This window comes from Burkholderia metallica (assembly GCF_902832845.1).
Taxonomy (GTDB): domain Bacteria; phylum Pseudomonadota; class Gammaproteobacteria; order Burkholderiales; family Burkholderiaceae; genus Burkholderia; species Burkholderia metallica.
Genome location: NZ_CADFDB010000001.1, coordinates 856,376 through 873,195, shown reverse-complemented (window position 1 = coordinate 873,195; position 16,820 = coordinate 856,376). Strand labels below are relative to the sequence as shown.

The 16,820-nt window shown below is 66.8% G+C and carries 15 protein-coding genes; 8 read left to right on the top strand and 7 right to left on the bottom strand.

The annotated features are described in order from the left end of the window. The first annotated feature begins 462 nt into the window (after positions 1 to 462). A complete protein-coding gene (locus tag HWX08_RS03855; protein ID WP_174919387.1) occupies positions 463 to 2,127 on the top strand; it encodes an acid phosphatase in 1,665 nt (554 codons plus the stop codon). 99 nt (positions 2,128 to 2,226) lie between these two features. Here the strand turns inward: HWX08_RS03855 and HWX08_RS03850 are convergent, their stop codons facing one another. Both HWX08_RS03850 and HWX08_RS03845 read right to left on the bottom strand, forming a co-directional pair. Continuing rightward, on the bottom strand, positions 2,227 to 3,723 hold the full coding sequence (locus tag HWX08_RS03850) for an FAD-dependent oxidoreductase (RefSeq protein WP_174919386.1): 1,497 nt from the start codon (positions 3,721 to 3,723) through the stop codon (positions 2,227 to 2,229). 318 nt (positions 3,724 to 4,041) lie between these two features. Next, positions 4,042 to 4,251: a hypothetical protein gene (locus HWX08_RS03845; protein WP_069261146.1), complete on the bottom strand. Its 210-nt coding sequence runs from the start codon at positions 4,249 to 4,251 to the stop codon at positions 4,042 to 4,044. Positions 4,252 to 4,709: 458 nt separating this feature from the next. Between HWX08_RS03845 and HWX08_RS03840 the strand changes: the two genes are divergently transcribed. From HWX08_RS03840 to HWX08_RS03825, 4 genes are all read left to right on the top strand, one after another. Beyond that, positions 4,710 to 5,126 carry a nuclear transport factor 2 family protein gene (locus HWX08_RS03840; protein ID WP_069260012.1) on the top strand — a complete coding sequence of 139 codons (417 nt, stop codon included), beginning with the start codon at positions 4,710 to 4,712 and terminating at the stop codon, positions 5,124 to 5,126. Positions 5,127 to 5,129: 3 nt separating this feature from the next. After that, positions 5,130 to 5,987, top strand: a complete 858-nt coding sequence (locus HWX08_RS03835) for an SDR family NAD(P)-dependent oxidoreductase (protein WP_174919385.1) — start codon at positions 5,130 to 5,132, stop codon at positions 5,985 to 5,987. Between the two features lie 126 nt (positions 5,988 to 6,113). Then, positions 6,114 to 6,950 (top strand): SDR family NAD(P)-dependent oxidoreductase, encoded by an 837-nt coding sequence (locus tag HWX08_RS03830; protein ID WP_174919384.1) that lies wholly within the window; start codon positions 6,114 to 6,116, stop codon positions 6,948 to 6,950. Between the two features lie 58 nt (positions 6,951 to 7,008). Next, a complete protein-coding gene (locus HWX08_RS03825; protein ID WP_069260015.1) occupies positions 7,009 to 7,917 on the top strand; it encodes an NAD-dependent epimerase/dehydratase family protein in 909 nt (302 codons plus the stop codon). Between the two features lie 97 nt (positions 7,918 to 8,014). Here HWX08_RS03825 and HWX08_RS03820 read toward each other — a convergent pair whose 3' ends face one another. The 5 genes from HWX08_RS03820 to HWX08_RS03800 form a co-directional block, all read right to left on the bottom strand. Further along, positions 8,015 to 9,880, bottom strand: coding sequence for a phosphoenolpyruvate carboxykinase (GTP) (locus tag HWX08_RS03820; protein WP_174919383.1), 1,866 nt, complete (start codon positions 9,878 to 9,880; stop codon positions 8,015 to 8,017). A 525-nt stretch (positions 9,881 to 10,405) separates the two neighbouring features. After that, positions 10,406 to 11,182 (bottom strand): glucose 1-dehydrogenase, encoded by a 777-nt coding sequence (locus HWX08_RS03815; RefSeq protein ID WP_174919382.1) that lies wholly within the window; start codon positions 11,180 to 11,182, stop codon positions 10,406 to 10,408. Between the two features lie 121 nt (positions 11,183 to 11,303). Further along, the gene (locus HWX08_RS03810) at positions 11,304 to 12,059 is read right to left on the bottom strand and encodes an SDR family NAD(P)-dependent oxidoreductase (protein WP_069260018.1); all 756 of its coding nucleotides are present in this window, start codon (positions 12,057 to 12,059) and stop codon (positions 11,304 to 11,306) included. Between the two features lie 9 nt (positions 12,060 to 12,068). After that, a complete protein-coding gene (locus tag HWX08_RS03805) occupies positions 12,069 to 12,935 on the bottom strand; it encodes an SDR family NAD(P)-dependent oxidoreductase (protein WP_174919381.1) in 867 nt (288 codons plus the stop codon). 56 nt (positions 12,936 to 12,991) lie between these two features. After that, positions 12,992 to 13,492, bottom strand: coding sequence for a nuclear transport factor 2 family protein (locus HWX08_RS03800; RefSeq protein ID WP_174919380.1), 501 nt, complete (start codon positions 13,490 to 13,492; stop codon positions 12,992 to 12,994). A gap of 212 nt (positions 13,493 to 13,704) precedes the next feature. Here HWX08_RS03800 and HWX08_RS03795 point away from each other — a divergent pair, with 212 nt between their 5' ends. The 3 genes from HWX08_RS03795 (at position 13,705) to HWX08_RS03785 (ending at position 16,445) form a co-directional block, all read left to right on the top strand. Beyond that, positions 13,705 to 14,217 (top strand): nuclear transport factor 2 family protein, encoded by a 513-nt coding sequence (locus tag HWX08_RS03795; RefSeq protein ID WP_174919379.1) that lies wholly within the window; start codon positions 13,705 to 13,707, stop codon positions 14,215 to 14,217. A 50-nt stretch (positions 14,218 to 14,267) separates the two neighbouring features. Beyond that, the gene (locus tag HWX08_RS03790; protein ID WP_174919378.1) at positions 14,268 to 14,984 is read left to right on the top strand and encodes an EthD domain-containing protein; all 717 of its coding nucleotides are present in this window, start codon (positions 14,268 to 14,270) and stop codon (positions 14,982 to 14,984) included. Between the two features lie 510 nt (positions 14,985 to 15,494). Then, positions 15,495 to 16,445, top strand: a complete 951-nt coding sequence (locus HWX08_RS03785) for a DUF2971 domain-containing protein (protein WP_174919377.1) — start codon at positions 15,495 to 15,497, stop codon at positions 16,443 to 16,445. Positions 16,446 to 16,820: the final 375 nt, after the last annotated feature.

Genomic DNA, 16,820 nt, shown 5'->3' with positions numbered 1-16,820 from the left:
CATCGGGCCGGACGGATGCGCTGCGCGGCGTGCGCTCACGCGGGCGCGCACGCGCAACCGGCGCGCGGCCCCGGCGGCCATGCGAAAACGGCACGCATCGTTGCCATCGTCGCCTCGCTGTGTGGTGTCGCTCGTCGTGTCGACGATGCCGCGGCGACGCCGTCGGCCGGCGCCGCGGGGCGATCGTCGCCCGGGCGGCACGCCGCGACGCGCCGCCCCTGAATTCAGTCTAGTTCGCGCAAGGGCGTCGCGCACCGCCCGCCGCGCGCGGCGATTCGTCCGACAAACGGCTTTCACTCGCGGCGCCCGGCGCGTTATAGTCGCGCTCGTGACATTTGTGTGACAAAGAAATCACGCGCCTGCCGCGCGGCCCCCAGGCGTTGCATTGCGTCATGCATTGCATCACGCATCGCGGCAGCCCGAGCGACGCCGCCCACCCGCCCATTCGAGGAGCCCCACGACGTGACCGACACCCCCGATCGCCCCGACGACCTGCCCGCCGATCCCGACCGCCGCCGCGTACTCGGCGGCCTCGCCGCGCTCGGTGCGGGCGTCGCGCTCGGCGGCTGCGAAACCACTGCCGGCCATGCGCCGCGTTCGGCCGCCGACCTGCGCATCGACGCAGCGTTGCGCGAGCGGGTGCGGCACATCGTCGTGATCTATGCGGAAAACCGCAGCTTCTCGAACCTGTACGGCGATTTCCCCGGCGTGCAGCATCCGCTCGGCGAGGTCCGGCCCGAACACGCGCAACAGCTCGATCGCGACGGCAAGACGCCGCTGCCCGTGCTGCCGAAGATCTGGGGCGGGCTCGTGCCGCAGGCGCAGGAAGTGGGCGGCAAGCGCTACGCGATCGCCGAGCGCGACATCGACAAGCTGCCGAACGCACCGTTCCGGATCGCCGACGCGCAGGGCCAGCCGCTGCCGAACGGCGTGATCACGCGCGACCTGTGGCACCGCTTCTACCAGAACCAGATGCAGATCGCGGCCGGCCGCAACAACCAGTTCGCCGCATGGGCCGATTCGGGCGGCCTCGTGATGGGCCACTACCGCAATTCGGCCGACACGCTGCGACTGTGGAATCTCGCGCGGCAATACACGCTGTGCGACAACTTCTTCATGGCGGCCTTCGGCGGCTCGTGGATGAACCACATGTTCCTCATCTCCGCGCAGCCGCCGCTGTATCCGGACGCCCACAAGCATCCGCATGCGGCGAAACTGCTGTCGCAGGTCGAAGGCGACGATCCGGCCGGCACGCGCCTGAAGCTCGCGAAGGATTCGCCGGCGTCCGCGCTCGACGGTCCGCCGAAGTTCGCGGCCGACGGCCCGCTGACGCCGGACGGCTACGGCGTGAACACGATGGCGCCGCCGTATCAGCCGAGCTACGTGCCGCCGCCCGATCCGGGCAACGCCGCGTACGCGGACCCGGCCGACCATCGCGTGATGCCGCCGCAGGGCTACGCGACGATCGGCGACCGCCTGTCGGAGAAGCACGTCGACTGGGCGTGGTACAGCGGCGCGTGGCAATACGCGCTCGAGCATCGCGACACGGGCACCGTGCCCGATTTCCAGTATCACCACCAGCCGTTCAACTACTTCGTGAACTACGCGCCCGGCACCGAGGCGCGCAGCAAGCATCTGCGCGACGCGGGGCTCGGCGACGATCCGTCGACCAACCGCTTCATCGCCGACATCGACGCGGGCCGCCTGCCGGCCGTCGCGTTCTACAAGCCGCAGGGCAACCTGAACATGCACGCGGGCTACGCGGACATCGAATCGGGCGACCGTCACATCGCGACCGTGATCGACCATATCCGGCGCGGGCCGCAGTGGGAGAACACCGTGATCGTGATGACGCACGACGAAAACGGCGGCTGGTGGGACCACGTCGCGCCGCCGGAGGGCGACCGCTGGGGGCCGGGCTCGCGGATTCCGGCGCTGATCATCTCGCCGTTCGCGAAAAAGGGTTTCGTCGATCACACGCTGTACGACACGAACTCGATCCTGCGCTTCATCAGCCGCGTGCACGGACTCGCGCCGCTCGACGGCGTGGTCCGGCGCGACAACGCGTTCGCCGCGCGCGGCGCGACGCCGCCGGGCGATCTGACGAATGCGCTCGACCTCGGCTGACGGCGGGCCGCCCGGCTGACCCGCCGCCGGCCGCCTGAAACGACGACGCCCCGGTGCATGCCGTTGCCCGGGGCGTCGTTCGTTTCCAGCCGGCCAACGCTACGCGGCGTCGCGCAGCGCGCCGCACCCCGTCTGCGCGGCATGACGGCCGGCCTGCCGGCCGAAGAACGTCGCATCGGCGAGCGACAGCCCCGAGCTGTATCCCGCGCCCCAGCGCGGCAACCCGCAGGTCGTGCGGCCGGCGGCATAGAGCCCCGGCACCGGTGCGCGCCGCGCATCGACCACCTGCCCGGTCGGCAGCGTGTCGAGCCCGCCGAGCGTGAAGTGCGGATAGAACGCGTAGTCGATCCGGCAGTCGAGCGCGACGAACGGCGGCTCGATCAGCGGCTGCAGCCATTTCTTCGCCTTGTGGAACAGCGGATCGACGCCTTCGGCCGCGTGGCGGTTGTAGACGTCGACGGTCGCGGTGAGCGTGCCGGCCGGCATGCCCAGGTCGCGTTCGACTTCCTCCCACGTGTCGCCGGCCGCCGCGATGCCGATTCGCGCGATCGCAGGCGGCTCCTGGTAGGTCGCGTGGTCGACGAGCAGGTAGATGCGATCGTCGGGCTGATGGAACGCGTGATGGCCGGTGCGGCCGTGATAGCCGTCCTCGTTGATGAAGCGCTGCCCGCGCGCGTTCACGAAGATGCCCTTGATCAACGATTCCGGTGCATAGAACGGCAGGCTGACGAAGCCCTGATCCATGTGGATCGCCGCGCCGCCCGCGCTCTGGCCGAGCAGGATGCCCGAGCCGTCGTCGCCGGGGCTGCCGATCGGTTCGTCCGAGCGCAGGAATTGCGGCGCATGCCGACGCACCATGTCGCGGTTCATCGCGAAGCCGCCGGCGCACAGGATCACCGCCCGGCGCGCCCGCACGAACGCCGTCTCGCCATACGCGCGCAGCACGACGCCGCGCACCGCACCGTCGTCGTCGACGATCAGTGCGAGCGCGCGCGTGTCGTAGCGCGTCGCCACGCCGAGCGCCGCCACGCGATCGGCCAGCACGCGCATCAGCATCTGTCCGCCGCCCCAACCCGGCCATTGCGGCGTATGCCCGCGCGGGCACGGTTTCGCCGCGTCGCTGAACGGCCACGCTTCCTCGCTGCCCGACCAGATCAGGCAATCGTCGGTTTCCGGTTCGACGATCCGCTCGGCGATGAACGTGTTCTTGTACGTGAGGCCCTGCGCGACGAGCCAGTCGTGGTGCGCGAGGCTTTCGTTCGCGTAGAGGCGCACCTTCGCTTCGTCGGCATCGCGGCCGCCGGCCAGCATCAGATAGCGGTACAGATCCTCGGTGTCGTCGGTGAAGCCGGCCTGCCGCTGCGCGGGCGTGCCGCCGCTGCCGCCGAGGTAGATCTCGCCGCCCGACAGTGCGCTCGTGCCGCCGTAGCTCGACGCGCGCTCGACGATCAGCGTATCGGCGCCGGCGCTCGCCGCTTCGATCGCCGCGCACGCGCCGGCCGCGCCGAAGCCGACGATCACGACATCGTGTTCGGCATCCCAGCGATGCACGTCGCGGGTATTCAGGGGGTGAGTCGGGGAATGGTCGGATGACATGAGGAATGGATCAGCGTGTAGGAAATGAGTGGGAAGCGGCGGATGTGGCGAGGGCTTAGGTCTTGCAAGAGCAAGCGGCCTGACGCGGACGTCGTTGTGTTGCCGCGCTGCCGCCGTATGCGTGCGACGGTGCGTATTCGGAAACCGCGCGCCGTCGCTTCGGCGGTCGAAGCCGAACGGCGATGAAACGTCGTGAAGCCGTATCGGCAGCGCCACCCGCCCGGCGCGCGACGAACACGCCGTGGCAATGGCGAAAACCGTTCGTACACCGTCGCATTGCAACGACGGTCGACCATGCGGCGCGCGGCCCCCCCGGCGTCACATGCCGCGCAGCGCGGCGAAACCGAAGTGCGACGGATCGATCGGCACGCAGCCGGCCGGCAGGCCGTTCGCATCGACCGAGCGGCATTGCAGGATGCCGGCCGCATACGGCGGCGACGGGACCCGATCGGCGCCGTATCGCGCCATCGCCATCGCAGCGAACGTGCCCATCGCCAATACGCACAGTTTGCGAGTCGTCAGTCTCATGATCGTCGTCCCCTCCGGTTGCCCGCTGGTGCGGTTCGTGTCCGGCGCGCATCGCATGCGGCGCCGGATGACTGCACGGTAGCCAGCACCGGGCCGCCGGCCATCGTCCGTTTCGACTAGGGGCAAACGCTGAGCGCCGCGCGGGTGGCCTGATGCATCGCACCATGGCAAGTAAAGCCGTCGCGCTCGTTGAAGCAACGCGGGACGCCACGCGCCTGTCGCGGCCTGCCGTGCCGATCATCAGGCGCGGGGCGCACGCGGGCTGCCGCACCGCAGCATCCGTGCGCCTTCACGTGATGCGCGGCGGGCGCCCCGGTGTTTTCCCCGACCCTCGCCCTGCTCCGTATGGATGATGAATCGCGGACGGCCCGGTGCGAACCTGCGCGTCGACGCTGCAATGCCGCCGCGTCGGCCCGCGTCGCGCGGCCGACACGTTCCGTTCTTCCACGGGAGCCCCCATGACCGATTCCAATCCCCGCCACGCGCTGTACGACCTCGCGTGCCGCTATGCGCAAGCCGTCGACCGGCGCGACTGGCCGCGACTCACCGCGCTCTTCACCGACGACGCCACGCTAGCCGGCCCCGGCTTCCGCTTCGACGACCGCGACGCGATCGTCGCCGGCATGCGCGTGATCGAGCGCTATGACGCGACCCAGCACCACGTGCACAACCAGCTCGTCACGCTGGACGGCGGCGAAGCCGACGTCGAGACCTACGGCGTTGCCTGCCACGTCTACGTGCGCGACGGCGTGAAACGCAAGCTCGACTGGGGGCTGCGCTATCGCGACCGCTGCACGTTCGACGGCGGCACGTGGCGCTTCGCGGCGCGCACGCTGCACGTCGACTGGGCGCAAGACCTGCCGCTGGAGGGCTGACCGATGCGCCCCTCCGCTCCCCTCGAAGGCCGCACCGCGCTCGTCACAGGCGGCGCCGGCGGCATCGGCGCGGCCTGCGCGCAGGCACTCGTTGTCGACGGCGCGGCCGTCGTGCTGATGGGCCGGCGCCGCGACGCGCTCGAACGCACGCAGCGGCAACTGACCGACACCGTGCCCGGCAGCCGCGTCGCGATCCACGCGGGCGACGCGTGCGACGAAGGCGACCTGCAGGCCGCGCTCGACTGCGCGTGGGCGCTCGACCGGCGCCTCGACATCGTCGTGCCGACCGTCGGGGGCGCGGGCTTCCGGCCGCTGCTGCTGCACGACGCCGACACCTTCCGCGCCGAAATCGACCTGAACCTGCACAGCGCGTTCACCGCGATCCGTCATGCGGCGCCGCGCCTCGCCGACAGCGGCGGCGGCGCGATCGTCTGCATCTCGTCGACGGCCGCGCAGATCAATTTCCGCTGGCTGTCCGCGTACTGCACCGCGAAGGCCGCGCTCGAAGCGCTCGTGCGCGGCGCGGCCGAGGAACTGGCCGGCGCGAAGATCCGCGTGAACGCGGTGCGCCCGGGCCTCACGCGCTCCGAGGCCACCGCGCCGATGTTCGATAACCCTGCACTCGTCGACAGCTTTCTCGAACAGATCCCGCTCGGCACGCTCGGCGAACCGGAGGCGATCGCGCATGCGGTGCGCTATCTCGCGGGCCCCGAGTCGGGCTGGGTGACCGGCCAGAGCTTCGCGGTCGACGGCGGCCACGAACTGCGTACCAACCCGCGCGTCGACGACACGATCGCGCAGATCTACGGCGCGGCCGCGCTCGCTGCGATCAAGGCCGGCCGCGCGCCGGGCGCCGCATGAGCGCCTGTCTTCTCGCATCCGACGAATCGCGTTTCGTGAACGGTGCGACGCTGCGGATCGACCACGCGCAACGGGTGTCGTCGCTGTGACGCGCCCCGCTGCTTTCCCGTTCAAAGGAGTTCATCGATGATTTCATTCACCGGCAAGACCGTACTCGTCACCGGCGGCGGCGCGGGCATCGGCCGTGCGTGCGCGGAAGCATTCGGCGCGGCCGGCGCGCGCGTCGCCGTGGCCGAGATCGACCCGGCCCGCGCGCAGGACGTGCGTCACGCGCTCGAAGCAGCGGGCGTCGATGCGCTCGTCGGCACCGTGGACGTCACGCGCCGCGACGACGTCGATGCGTTCGCGCAAACCGTCGACGCACGTTTCGGTGGCCTCGACGTGCTCGTCAACAACGTCGGCGATTTCCTGCAGATCGCGAAACCGTTCGACGCCTGCACCGACGACGACATCGCGCGGCTGTTCGACGTGAATCTGCGCCAGGTCTTCATCGTCACGCGCGCGATGCTGCCGTTGCTGCGCAAGCGCGGCGCGGGCGGCAGCATCGTCGGCGTGTCGTCGATCGAGGGCTTTCGCGCGATTCCGAACTGCACCGTGTACGCGTCGTTCAAGGCCGCGCTGACCGGCTTCACGAAAAGCCTTGCCGTCGAACTCGGGCCGGCCGGCATACGCGTGAACCAGATCGCCCCCGAAACCACCGAAACGCCGCAGGTGCCCGTCAGCGCGATGGTCGCGGCCGCGCATCGCGAACACATCCCGCGCTGGATTCCGCTCGGGCGCTTCGGCACGGCCGGCGATATCGCGGGCGCCGCGCTGTTCCTCGCGAGCCCGCTCGCCGCATGGGTCACCGGCACGACGCTGCACGTCGACGGCGGCGCGCTCGCGGCGGCCGGCTGGTATCGCGACCCGAACGGCTTCTGGACCAACCTGCCCGTCGTCACGGGCAACGGCTTCGATTTCTGAGCGCCACCGCTCGCCCGTTGATTTCATGTGGCGCGAATGCGCCCTTACCGGAGATACCATGAAGATCCTGATCGTCGGCGGCACCGGCCTGATCGGCGGCCACGCCGCGCTGCACCTGCACGCGCAGGGCAATCTCGTCACGCTCGCCGCGCGCAAGCCGCCCGCACCGGGCAGCGCGCTCGCGCAATTCGACGTGCTGCTGCGCGACTACGTGGCCGGCAACTTCACACGCGACGATCTCGCGCCGTTCGACGCGGTGGTGTTCGCGGCCGGCAACGATATCCGTCACCTGCCGCCCGGCACCGACGAAGCCGCGCACTGGGAACGCGCGAACGTCGACGCGGTGCCGCGCTTTTTCGCGCTCGCGCGAGACGCGGGCGTGAAGCGCGCGGTGCTGGTCGGCAGTTTCTATCCGCAGGTCGCGCCGGCGCTCGTCGACACGGTGCCGTACGTGCGCTCGCGCCATCTCGCCGACGAACGCGTGCGCGCGCTCGCGACGCCGTCGTTCGCGGTATGCAGCGTCAACGCGCCGTTCGTCGTCGGGTCGGTGCCGGGGCTGCGCAACGAGATGTTCGCGGCCTATACGGGCTACGCGCAGGGCCAGTTCGCGGGGCTGCCCGTATTCGGGCCGGCCGGCGGCAGCAACTTCATCTCGACGCAATCGCTGTCGGAAGCGATCTGGGGCGCGCTGCAGCGCGGCGAAGCGGGCAAGGCATACCTCGTCGGCGACGAGAACCTGAGCTTCGCCGACTACTTCGCGGCGTTCTTCCGCGCGGCCGGGAACCCGCAGCCGGTGCCGTCGCTCGACCAGGAGCATCCGCTGCTGCCCGACATCGCGATCTACACCGGGCGCGGCAACGTCGTGTCGTACGAGCCCGATCCGGCCGACAGCGCGCTTCTGCGCTACCGGCGCGGCGACGTGCAGCGCGCGGTGGACGAAGTCGTCGCGCATTGCCGCGCGCAGTAAGCCAACGATGCGATGGCGGGGCCGATGCAAAAACGTCCCGCCGCCGGCCATGCATGCCGGCGGCGGGACGTCGCGACGATGCCGCGGATACGAACCGTCAGGCGCCCAGGCGCTGCTCGATCTTCTTCATCGTGTCGGTCATTTCAGCCGGCAAACGCAGCTTCAGCATGTCGAACAGAGCCGCATGCAGCTTCAGCTCCTCGCGCCATTCGTCGGCGTTCATCGACGTCACCGCATCGAACTGCTCGCGCGTGAAGTCGAGGCCGTCCCAGTGCAGGTCTTCATACGCGGGCGACACGCCGAACGCATGCTCGCCGCCGCCGCCCGTGCCTTCGAGGCGATCGAGCATCCACTTCAGCACGCGCATGTTCTCGCCGAAGCCCGGCCACACGAACTTGCCGTTCGCATCCTTGCGGAACCAGTTCACGCAGTAGATCTTCGGCAGTTTCGCGCCCGCGCCTTCGAGCTGCTTGCCGATCTTCAGCCAGTGCGCGAAATAATCGCTGACGTTGTAGCCGCAGAACGGCAGCATCGCGAACGGGTCGCGGCGCACGATGCCCTGCTGGCCCACCGCCGCGGCGGTGGTTTCCGAGCCCATCGTCGCGGCCATGTACACGCCTTCGACCCAGTCGCGCGCCTCGGTCACGAGCGGCACGGTCGTCGAACGGCGACCGCCGAAGATGAACGCGTCGATCGGCACGCCGGCCGGGTTCTCCCAGTCGGCGTCGATCGACGGGCACTGCGCGGCCGGCGCCGTGAAGCGCGAATTCGGATGCGCCGCCTTGCGGCCTGTTTCCTTGCCGATTTCCGGCGTCCACGGGGTGCCCTGCCAGTCGGTCAGCTTCGCGGGCGGCGTGTCGGTCAGCCCTTCCCACCACACGTCGCCGTCTTCCGTCAGCGCGACGTTCGTGAAGATCACGTTTTCGGTGAGTGTCGAAATCGCGTTCGGGTTGGTCTTCACGCCGGTGCCCGGTGCGACGCCGAAGAAGCCGGCTTCCGGGTTGATCGCATACAGCCGGCCGTCGCGGCCCGGTTTCAGCCACGCGATGTCGTCGCCGATCGTCGTGACCTTCCAGCCGTTGAAGCCCTGCGGCGGAATCAGCATCGCGAAGTTGGTCTTGCCGCACGCGGACGGGAACGCGGCCGCGACGTGATACTTCTTGCCGGCCGGCGACGTCACGCCGAGGATCAGCATGTGTTCGGCGAGCCAGCCCTGGTCGCGCCCCATCGTCGACGCGATACGCAGCGCGAAGCATTTCTTGCCGAGCAGCGCGTTGCCGCCGTAGCCCGAGCCGAAGCTCCAGATCTCGCGCGTTTCCGGGAAATGCACGATGTACTTGACCGGGTTGCACGGCCACGGCACGTCTTTCTGCCCCGCTTCGAGCGGATGGCCGACGCTGTGCACGCACGGCACGAAATCGCCGTCCTCGCCGAGCACGTCGTACACGTCGCGGCCCATGCGCGTCATGATCCGCATGTTCACCGCGACGTACGGGCTGTCCGACAGTTCGACGCCGACGTGCGCGATCGGCGAGCCGAGCGGGCCCATCGAGAACGGCACGACGTACAGCGTGCGGCCGCGCATCGAGCCGCGGAACAGGCCGTTGAGCGTCTCGCGCATTTCGGCGGGTTCGATCCAGTTGTTGGTCGGGCCGACGTCGTCGCGCGAGGCCGCGCAGATGAACGTGCGATCCTCCACGCGCGCGACGTCGGACGGATCGGATTGCGCGAGATACGAATTCGGGCGCTTCGCCGGGTTCAGGCGCTTGAGCGTGCCTTGGTCGACCATCGCCTGGCACAGCGCATCGTTTTCTTCCTGCGAACCGTCACACCATACGATGCGCTCGGGCTCCGTGAGCGCCGCGATGCGCGACACCCAGTCGATCAGCTTGCGATGTTTGACGAAAGCCGGCGGAGCGATCAGCGGGCCGTGTGTCGCTTCGGCCAAGGTGTTTTGCGACATGACAATGTCTCCAGATTATTGGGCGGGGATGGGGGTTGCGGGGCGGGCCCGCGAGATGGGGTATGCGATTGGAGCGCAGGGTACGGCGGCGCGCAGGACGGGACGCGCGAGCGGAGCGCGCGTCGATGCCGCGATGCGGGCGAGAGAAGGTGATGTCTCTGTAATGGGTGCGAACGCGAGTTTCGCCATGCAAGCAACCTGCCGTACAACTCCATGCCGGCCAGCATACCATCGCCGTTATTCGGCAAACGTTGCGTTGCAACAAGAAACAACCGTGTCGGCGAGCCGGCACGCCGGTTGCATGTGAGTCTTTTTTACAGCACCGTTGTGCGCGATTCGGCGACGAAACGGCCGGGACCGCCGTCCGGCAAGGGTTTCGCGGAAGCGGAAAAGGCGGCGCAGCGCGCCCGCGCGCGGCACACGCGAACCCGGGTCGAGCGAATTCGCGTTTTCGCTACTGAGGGAAACCCCGAATTAGGTTGCGTCCACAAACATCGGACGCAAACGCATGACACGCGCCACCGCTCAAAACGGCGCGCCGGGCAATCCGGGGTAATACGCGCCCGCCGCCATCCCGCCGTCGACGGCCAGCTCGGCGCCGTTGCAGTACGACGCTTCGTCGCTCGCGAGAAACAGCGTCGCGCGCGCGATTTCGTCGGGCAGGCCGACGCGTTGCAGCGGCACGTTCGCGTAGTGCTTGTTGATTTCGTCGAGCGGCGCGCCGGTCGGGTTCGACATCGCGGTGTTCACGCCGCCCGGATGAATCGAATTCACCCGCACGCCTTGATGGCCGAGTTCGAGCGCCGCGACCTTCGTCAGCCCGCGCACGCCCCATTTGCTCGACACGTACGCGGCCAGCGCGTTCACGCCGCGCAGCCCGTCCACCGACGAAATGTTGACGATCGACCCGCTCTTCCGCGCGATCATGTGCGGCGCGATCGTCCGGATACCGACGAACGTGCCGACGAGATTGATCGACACCGCCCGCTCGAAATCGCGCTTCGACAGTTCGGTGATGCCGCCGAACGTCAGCACGGCCGCATTGTTGACCAGCACGTCGATACGGCCGAACTGCTCGATCGTCGCTTCGGTCACGCGTATCCAGTTCGCTTCGTCCGCGACGTCGAGCCGCATGAAGCGCGCCGCGTCGCCGAGTTCGCGCGCAAGCGCTTCGCCTGGCTCGTCGAGCACGTCGCCGATCACCACGCGCGCGCCCTCCGCAGCGAACAGCCGGCACGTCGCCGCCCCCATGCCACGCGCACCGCCCGTGACGATCGCCACCTTGCCTTCCAGTCGACCCATGTCGTTCTCTCCTCGAATCCGGTTTGCCGGCTGCCGCGCACCGGCGTGCGCACGCGTGCCGGATCATGATCGGCACGCGGCGGGCGCCGCATGCCGGCGGCTTGCGCCGTCAGTCCCGCTTTCAGCCCCAGTAAGCCTGCCCGCCGTCGAGCGGCAGCGTCGCGCCCGTCAGGTACGCGGCGTCGCGGCTCGCGAGAAACACGATCGCGCGCCCGATGTCCTGCTCGCAGTCGCCGACGCGCCCAAGCGGAATCGTGCGGAAAAACGCGGCGGCTTCCTGCGGATTCGCATCGACCCAGCCTTTCAGGCCCGGCGACAACGCATGCGGCGCAACCGCGTTCACGCGGATGCCGTCCGCGCCCCATTCGCAGGCCGCCGCGCGCGTCAGCGCACGAATCGCCTCCTTGGTCGCCGCGTATGCGCCGTAGCCGGACGCATCCCAGCGCACCGCTGCCGACGACGCGAAATTGACGATCACGCCGTCGCCCTTCAGATGCGGATGGCACGCGCGCATCATCCGCAGCGTCGCGATCGGCCCCGATTCGAGCCCCGCGAGGAAATCCGCATCGGTCACGTCGAGCAGGCGGCCGAGCGGCACGACCTGCGCGTTGTTGATCAGGATCTGCACGCTGCCGAATCGCGCGACGACATTGCCGACGCACTGCACGATCTGCGCGGCGTCCATCACGTCGCACACGAACGGCTCGGCCACGCCGCCGCGCGCACGGATTGCTTCGCAGGTCGCGAGCAGCTTGTCGCGGGTACGGCCGACCACCGCGACGTGCGCGCCCTCCGCCGCGAGTGCGTGCGCGATGCCCTGGCCAACGCCCTGCCCCGCGCCCGTCACGAGCGCGACCTTGCCTGTCAGGATGCCCATGTGCGCTCCTTAAGCGACGATCGCCGGATGCGCCTGCACGGGCCCGCCGAGCAGCTCGCGATATGACGGCGGCTGCTTGCCGTCGAGATCGGCGATGCCGTATCGCAGCGCGGCTTCCGCGCCGACGAGTACCTGCCCGGACAGCGTCATGCGCTGCGGATCGCCGTGGATCGCGTGAATCACGCGCCCCGTGAACTCGGGGCTTTCCGCGACGAGCGAGAACTCCTTGTACAGATCCGGATGTTCTTCCCACACGCGCGTCGTGCGCTCGGTGCGCAGCGGGCCCATCCAGATCGACACGGCCGCGACGTCGAACGGTTTCAGGTCGACGGCCATGTCCTTCGCGAACTTGTCGACGCCGGACTTCTGCGCACCGTAAGCCGCGCCGTGCATGTAGCAGCTCGCACCGAACGACGACGTGAACGCGATCAGCCCGCTGCGCCGCTTCGCCATCAGCGGCGCAGCGTGCCAGCTCGCGACATAGGCCGACCGCAGCCCGACGTCGAGGATGTTGACGAGGTCGAGCGACTTCTCCCAGAACGGGCCCGGCAGGATCAGTTGATCGTGCAGGTAGGTCGCGTTGTTGACGAGAATGTCGAGCCGCCCGCTTTCACGCTCGACACGCTCGAACAGCGCCTTCACCTGTGCGTCGTCGGCGTGATCGCAGGCCACCGCGATCCCGCGGCCGCCGAGCGCGTCGATCTCGCGTGCGGTCTCGTGGATCGTGCCGGGCAGCGGCGCATCGCCTTCGTGCTGCGAACGGCCCGTCACGTAAACGGTCATGCCGGCCGCGCCGAGCGCGCGCGCGATGCCCTTGCCCGCGCCGCGCGATGCGCCCGTCACGACGGCGACCGGCGCATCGTGGTTCTGTGTCATGTTCGATGTCTCCTGTTGGAATGTGCTGTGTGCCGCGTGGATAGCGTTCGCGTGCGTCAGGCGGCCGGCGGCTGCGCGCCGGCGAACAGCACGCCGCGCGCATCGCCTTCGTAGCGGGCCGACAGCGTCGACGTGACGACGCAGCGCGTGCCCGCGATCTTCCATTCGCCGTCGACCTTGCGGTATTCGTCGTCGTAGTACGCGCCGAGCTGCGTGAGCGTGCGCGCGTTCGTGTCGATCATCTGGTAGTGCAGGCCCCACGTGCCGCGTGCATGCGCGTCGTCGAGTACGGTGATCTCCGGATTCACGCCGTGATGCATCTCGACGATGTGCGCATGGCAGCCGAGTTGCACGAATACGTCGACGAGCGCGTCGGGGTTGTCGAACGTGCCGATGCGGCCGTAGTCGATGTGCACGCGGCCGGGCGCGAAACAGTCGCGCATCCCTTGCGGATCCTTGCGATCGCAGCACGTGAAATAGCGCGCTTTCAGCCGGCGGATCGCGTCGGCGTCCTCGAGCCGGCGCACGCGCGCTTCCAGCGATTCGATGAGGGTCATGCTGTCTCCTGATTCGGTGCCGGCGCGCTTCGAACGCCGCGTCGATGCCACGTTACCGCCGCGCGCTGCGGCAGCCATCACCCGTTCGGATGAAGTCGGCGATTCGTCCCGGCAGCGCGGCATGCGCGCGACGACGGCGTTCGTCTGAACAGACGATGTGATGCGGGCGGCTTCGTTCCTACTATCGAACGACACCACCACGAGACCCGGCGATGGACGACACGACCCGCACGCTCCACGAGTACGAGCAGATCCGACAGTTGAAGTACCGGTATTTCCGCGCGGTCGACACGCACGACTGGGCGCTGCTCGCGGACTGCCTGACCGAAGACTGCGAGGTGCGGCTGTACGGCGGCCGCTATGCGTACGACAGCCGCGATGCGTTCGTATCGAACCTGCGCGCGCTGATCGGAAAGCCGACGTTCCTGACGATGCATCACGGCCACCATCCCGAGCTCACGCTGGTGTCCGCCGAGCATGCGTGCGGTGTGTGGTTTCTCGAGGATCACGCGATCAATCTTGAGGATAACTACCTGCTGCACGGCAGCGCGTTCTACGACGATCAGTACGTGAAACGCGACGGCGTGTGGCGCATTCACGCGACGCGTCACGAACGCTTGTTCGAAACCGTCACGTCGCCGATCCCGCCGTCGTTCACGCTGACCGCGAACCGGTTCGCGCCCAACGCGCACCCGGCGGCCGGATCGCCGGAAACCGCTTCCTGAACCCCGGCGGCCACGCCGCCGATCCCGTCATTCCCCCCGGAGCCTGAGCAATGGAGAAAGTCATTTACGTGTTGTGGCGCGATACGCACGCCGCGCCCGATCAGTGGAGCCGCACGGTGCGTGCGCAACTCGGCGACAGGTTGCTGTCGCTCGGCGCGCACGGCGTACAGGTGAACGTCGCGGACGCGGATGTCGCGCCGGCCGCCGGCCTGAAGCAGACCAGCACGCACCCGGGCATCGACGGGATCGTCGCCGTGTGGCTCGACAGCGCGAACGCGATGTTCCGCCAGCCGTTCGACGATGCGGTGCGCGCCGTGGTCCCGCACATGGCGGCGTATCTCGTCACCGAATCGCAGCCGATTCCGAATACGCGCTTTCCGGCGCGGCCGGGCGAGCGCACGACCGGGTTTTCGCAGCTCGCATTTCTGAAGCGGCCGCCGCGGCTGACGCACGAAGCGTGGCTCGACGTGTGGCATGGGCATCACACGCGCGTCGCGATCGATACGCAGGACAATTTCCAGTACGTGCAGAACGTCGTCGTGCGCGCGCTCACGCATGCGGCGCCCGGTTACGACGCGATCGTCGAAGAGTGCTTCCCCGCCGCGGCGATGACCGATCCGCATGCGTTTTTCGATGCGGTGGGCGATGAAGAGAAATTCCAACGGAACGTGGCCGAGATGATGGACAGCTGCGGGCGCTTCATCGACTTCGACAAGATCGACGTGGTGCCGACGAGTCAGTATGTGGTGAAGGCTGTGCGGGGGTGAGCTTGGGCGACCGCGCGGTGCGGTCGTCTTTGTCTGGATCGATTGCGGCGTTGCGTTGCGGCCCGGCCCGGTGGAACGCTTTTTGCGTGTCGCCGGCTTGTACCTTTCCGCTTTGCGGAGTTCCGTGGTGGGTGTCGATCGACCGGGGGCAAGCGTTGCCGGCCTCCAGGAGCAGTCGTTCGACATTGTTGCGCGAGCTTCTCCGGATTTCCTCCCGTCACGCGAACTTGCCAAAATCAACATCAGACCACTGCCGACCCACAATGGACCGTCGATTCAACATACCTAGAGCGGCGGCTTCCAAGGTACAACGGTCGTCCGCGCATTAATGTCGGTCTGCGGCTTAAGGCCTCGGGGCTACGCAAGAGCGTGGTAACATTTTCAGCACGCCTGCCGTGAGGTCTAGGGCAATTGGGTAGATAGAAGTGGCGCAGCTGAAACGCGCCCAATCATGATTCAAAGATATTCGCATCGAAATTACTAATTATTTATCGGTCGGGGGCTGCCTGTATGAATTGGATTGATGACTTTGTTGCCAAACTCTTCCCGCTGGATACATCTTCGCAGAAACTGGAAGCCGCTTTTTTGCTTAAATATCAAAACACTCCAAATAGATTATTCAAATATCGCGAGGCGAATGAGTATTCGATAAAAAATCTTCTCGACGACACTGTTTGGCTTGCAGACCCCGCGACATTCAACGATCCGTATGATTGTCACCATTTCATCGACTACGACAAGTTATCAAATAATTTTTTGAAACTGATGCCGCAGGAATTGCGTGATCGCCTTCCACAGGACAAACTCGAAGAGATCGAAAATTCCATCTCGCTTGCAGAAGACCCAAATTCTGCAATGATCGACATTCTTTTGCGCGACGAAGCCCCGGGAAAAGCCGCCGCAATGAAAACGGCTCTACTTGGAGCAACATCGGCCATGTTTGAGAAAATGGGCACAGATGGCGCCAATCGAATGAAAGACGGATTCAAAGTCTGCTCGTTTTCGGAGCGTGTCGACTCGACATTGATGTGGGCGCACTATGCGAATTATCACAAGGGGTTTTGCATTGAGTATGACATAAAATCAGTGCGCCCCGATGATTATGTTTCCAGATTCATGTATCCGGTAATTTATAGTGAGAATCCGTTCGATGCAACGCAAAATATATTGCAAGTTGGGAAGGCTGGATTTAATAATTTATATTTGAATCTTGCTGGACTTATTAAATCGGTAGATTGGAGATACGAGAAAGAGTGGCGCCTGATTTTTACAAATGGCGTACTCGACAAGGCGCAGTCTTGGAAAATGCCATTGCCCAAATCAGTATATCTCGGATCACATATTTCGCCTGACGATCAGGCGAGGCTCACCGATATTTGCACGAGTAAAGGAATTTCCCTTTTAAAGATGCATCACTCACGGGGTGCTTTCGCCATGGAGGCTCGGCCTATAGTTGCGTAGCGTCTAGTGTGAACTGCGGTCAGGCGAGAATATGGCTGAGATCGATTTAGCTTTGCGAGCTTTGTGGTCAAAAAGCTGGGACGATGAATCTAGGCCATCTTGATCGGAGTCTCCTTTCGACCTCCTCATCCCCGCGCATTGTGATCTGCGCGCTGCTTCTGAAAGAAGTGGAACTAATCCGCGAGACTCGCGCGCTGCTTGCGCCGAGGTATGTGCAAGCGGTCATCCGCTTGATGCGAATGACCGCTGTCGCAGGCGGAAGCGTCGCTCATGCGTCCTTGCTAGTCGAAAACGAACGTCTCTTGATGGCCGACCCGAGACGAACGACGCCGGCAGGCTCCGCCGGCATCGCAACCGGTACAATCCGGCAAAAAT

Bases quoted from the DNA above. Each gene is read 5' to 3' on its own strand.
- HWX08_RS03815 (WP_174919382.1), bottom strand. From the start codon at position 11,182: ATGGGTCGACTGGAAGGCAAGGTGGCGATCGTCACGGGCGGTGCGCGT.
- HWX08_RS03800 (WP_174919380.1), bottom strand. From the start codon at position 13,492: ATGACCCTCATCGAATCGCTGGAAGCGCGCGTGCGCCGGCTCGAGGAC.
- HWX08_RS03825 (WP_069260015.1), top strand. From the start codon at position 7,009: ATGAAGATCCTGATCGTCGGCGGCACCGGCCTGATCGGCGGCCACGCC.
- HWX08_RS03810 (WP_069260018.1), bottom strand. From the start codon at position 12,059: ATGGGCATCCTGACAGGCAAGGTCGCGCTCGTGACGGGCGCGGGGCAG.
- HWX08_RS03840 (WP_069260012.1), top strand. From the start codon at position 4,710: ATGACCGATTCCAATCCCCGCCACGCGCTGTACGACCTCGCGTGCCGC.
- HWX08_RS03820 (WP_174919383.1), bottom strand. From the start codon at position 9,880: ATGTCGCAAAACACCTTGGCCGAAGCGACACACGGCCCGCTGATCGCT.
- HWX08_RS03805 (WP_174919381.1), bottom strand. From the start codon at position 12,935: ATGACACAGAACCACGATGCGCCGGTCGCCGTCGTGACGGGCGCATCG.
- HWX08_RS03830 (WP_174919384.1), top strand. From the start codon at position 6,114: ATGATTTCATTCACCGGCAAGACCGTACTCGTCACCGGCGGCGGCGCG.
- HWX08_RS03850 (WP_174919386.1), bottom strand. From the start codon at position 3,723: ATGTCATCCGACCATTCCCCGACTCACCCCCTGAATACCCGCGACGTG.
- HWX08_RS03835 (WP_174919385.1), top strand. From the start codon at position 5,130: ATGCGCCCCTCCGCTCCCCTCGAAGGCCGCACCGCGCTCGTCACAGGC.
- HWX08_RS03845 (WP_069261146.1), bottom strand. From the start codon at position 4,251: ATGAGACTGACGACTCGCAAACTGTGCGTATTGGCGATGGGCACGTTC.
- HWX08_RS03795 (WP_174919379.1), top strand. From the start codon at position 13,705: ATGGACGACACGACCCGCACGCTCCACGAGTACGAGCAGATCCGACAG.
- HWX08_RS03785 (WP_174919377.1), top strand. From the start codon at position 15,495: ATGAATTGGATTGATGACTTTGTTGCCAAACTCTTCCCGCTGGATACA.
- HWX08_RS03790 (WP_174919378.1), top strand. From the start codon at position 14,268: ATGGAGAAAGTCATTTACGTGTTGTGGCGCGATACGCACGCCGCGCCC.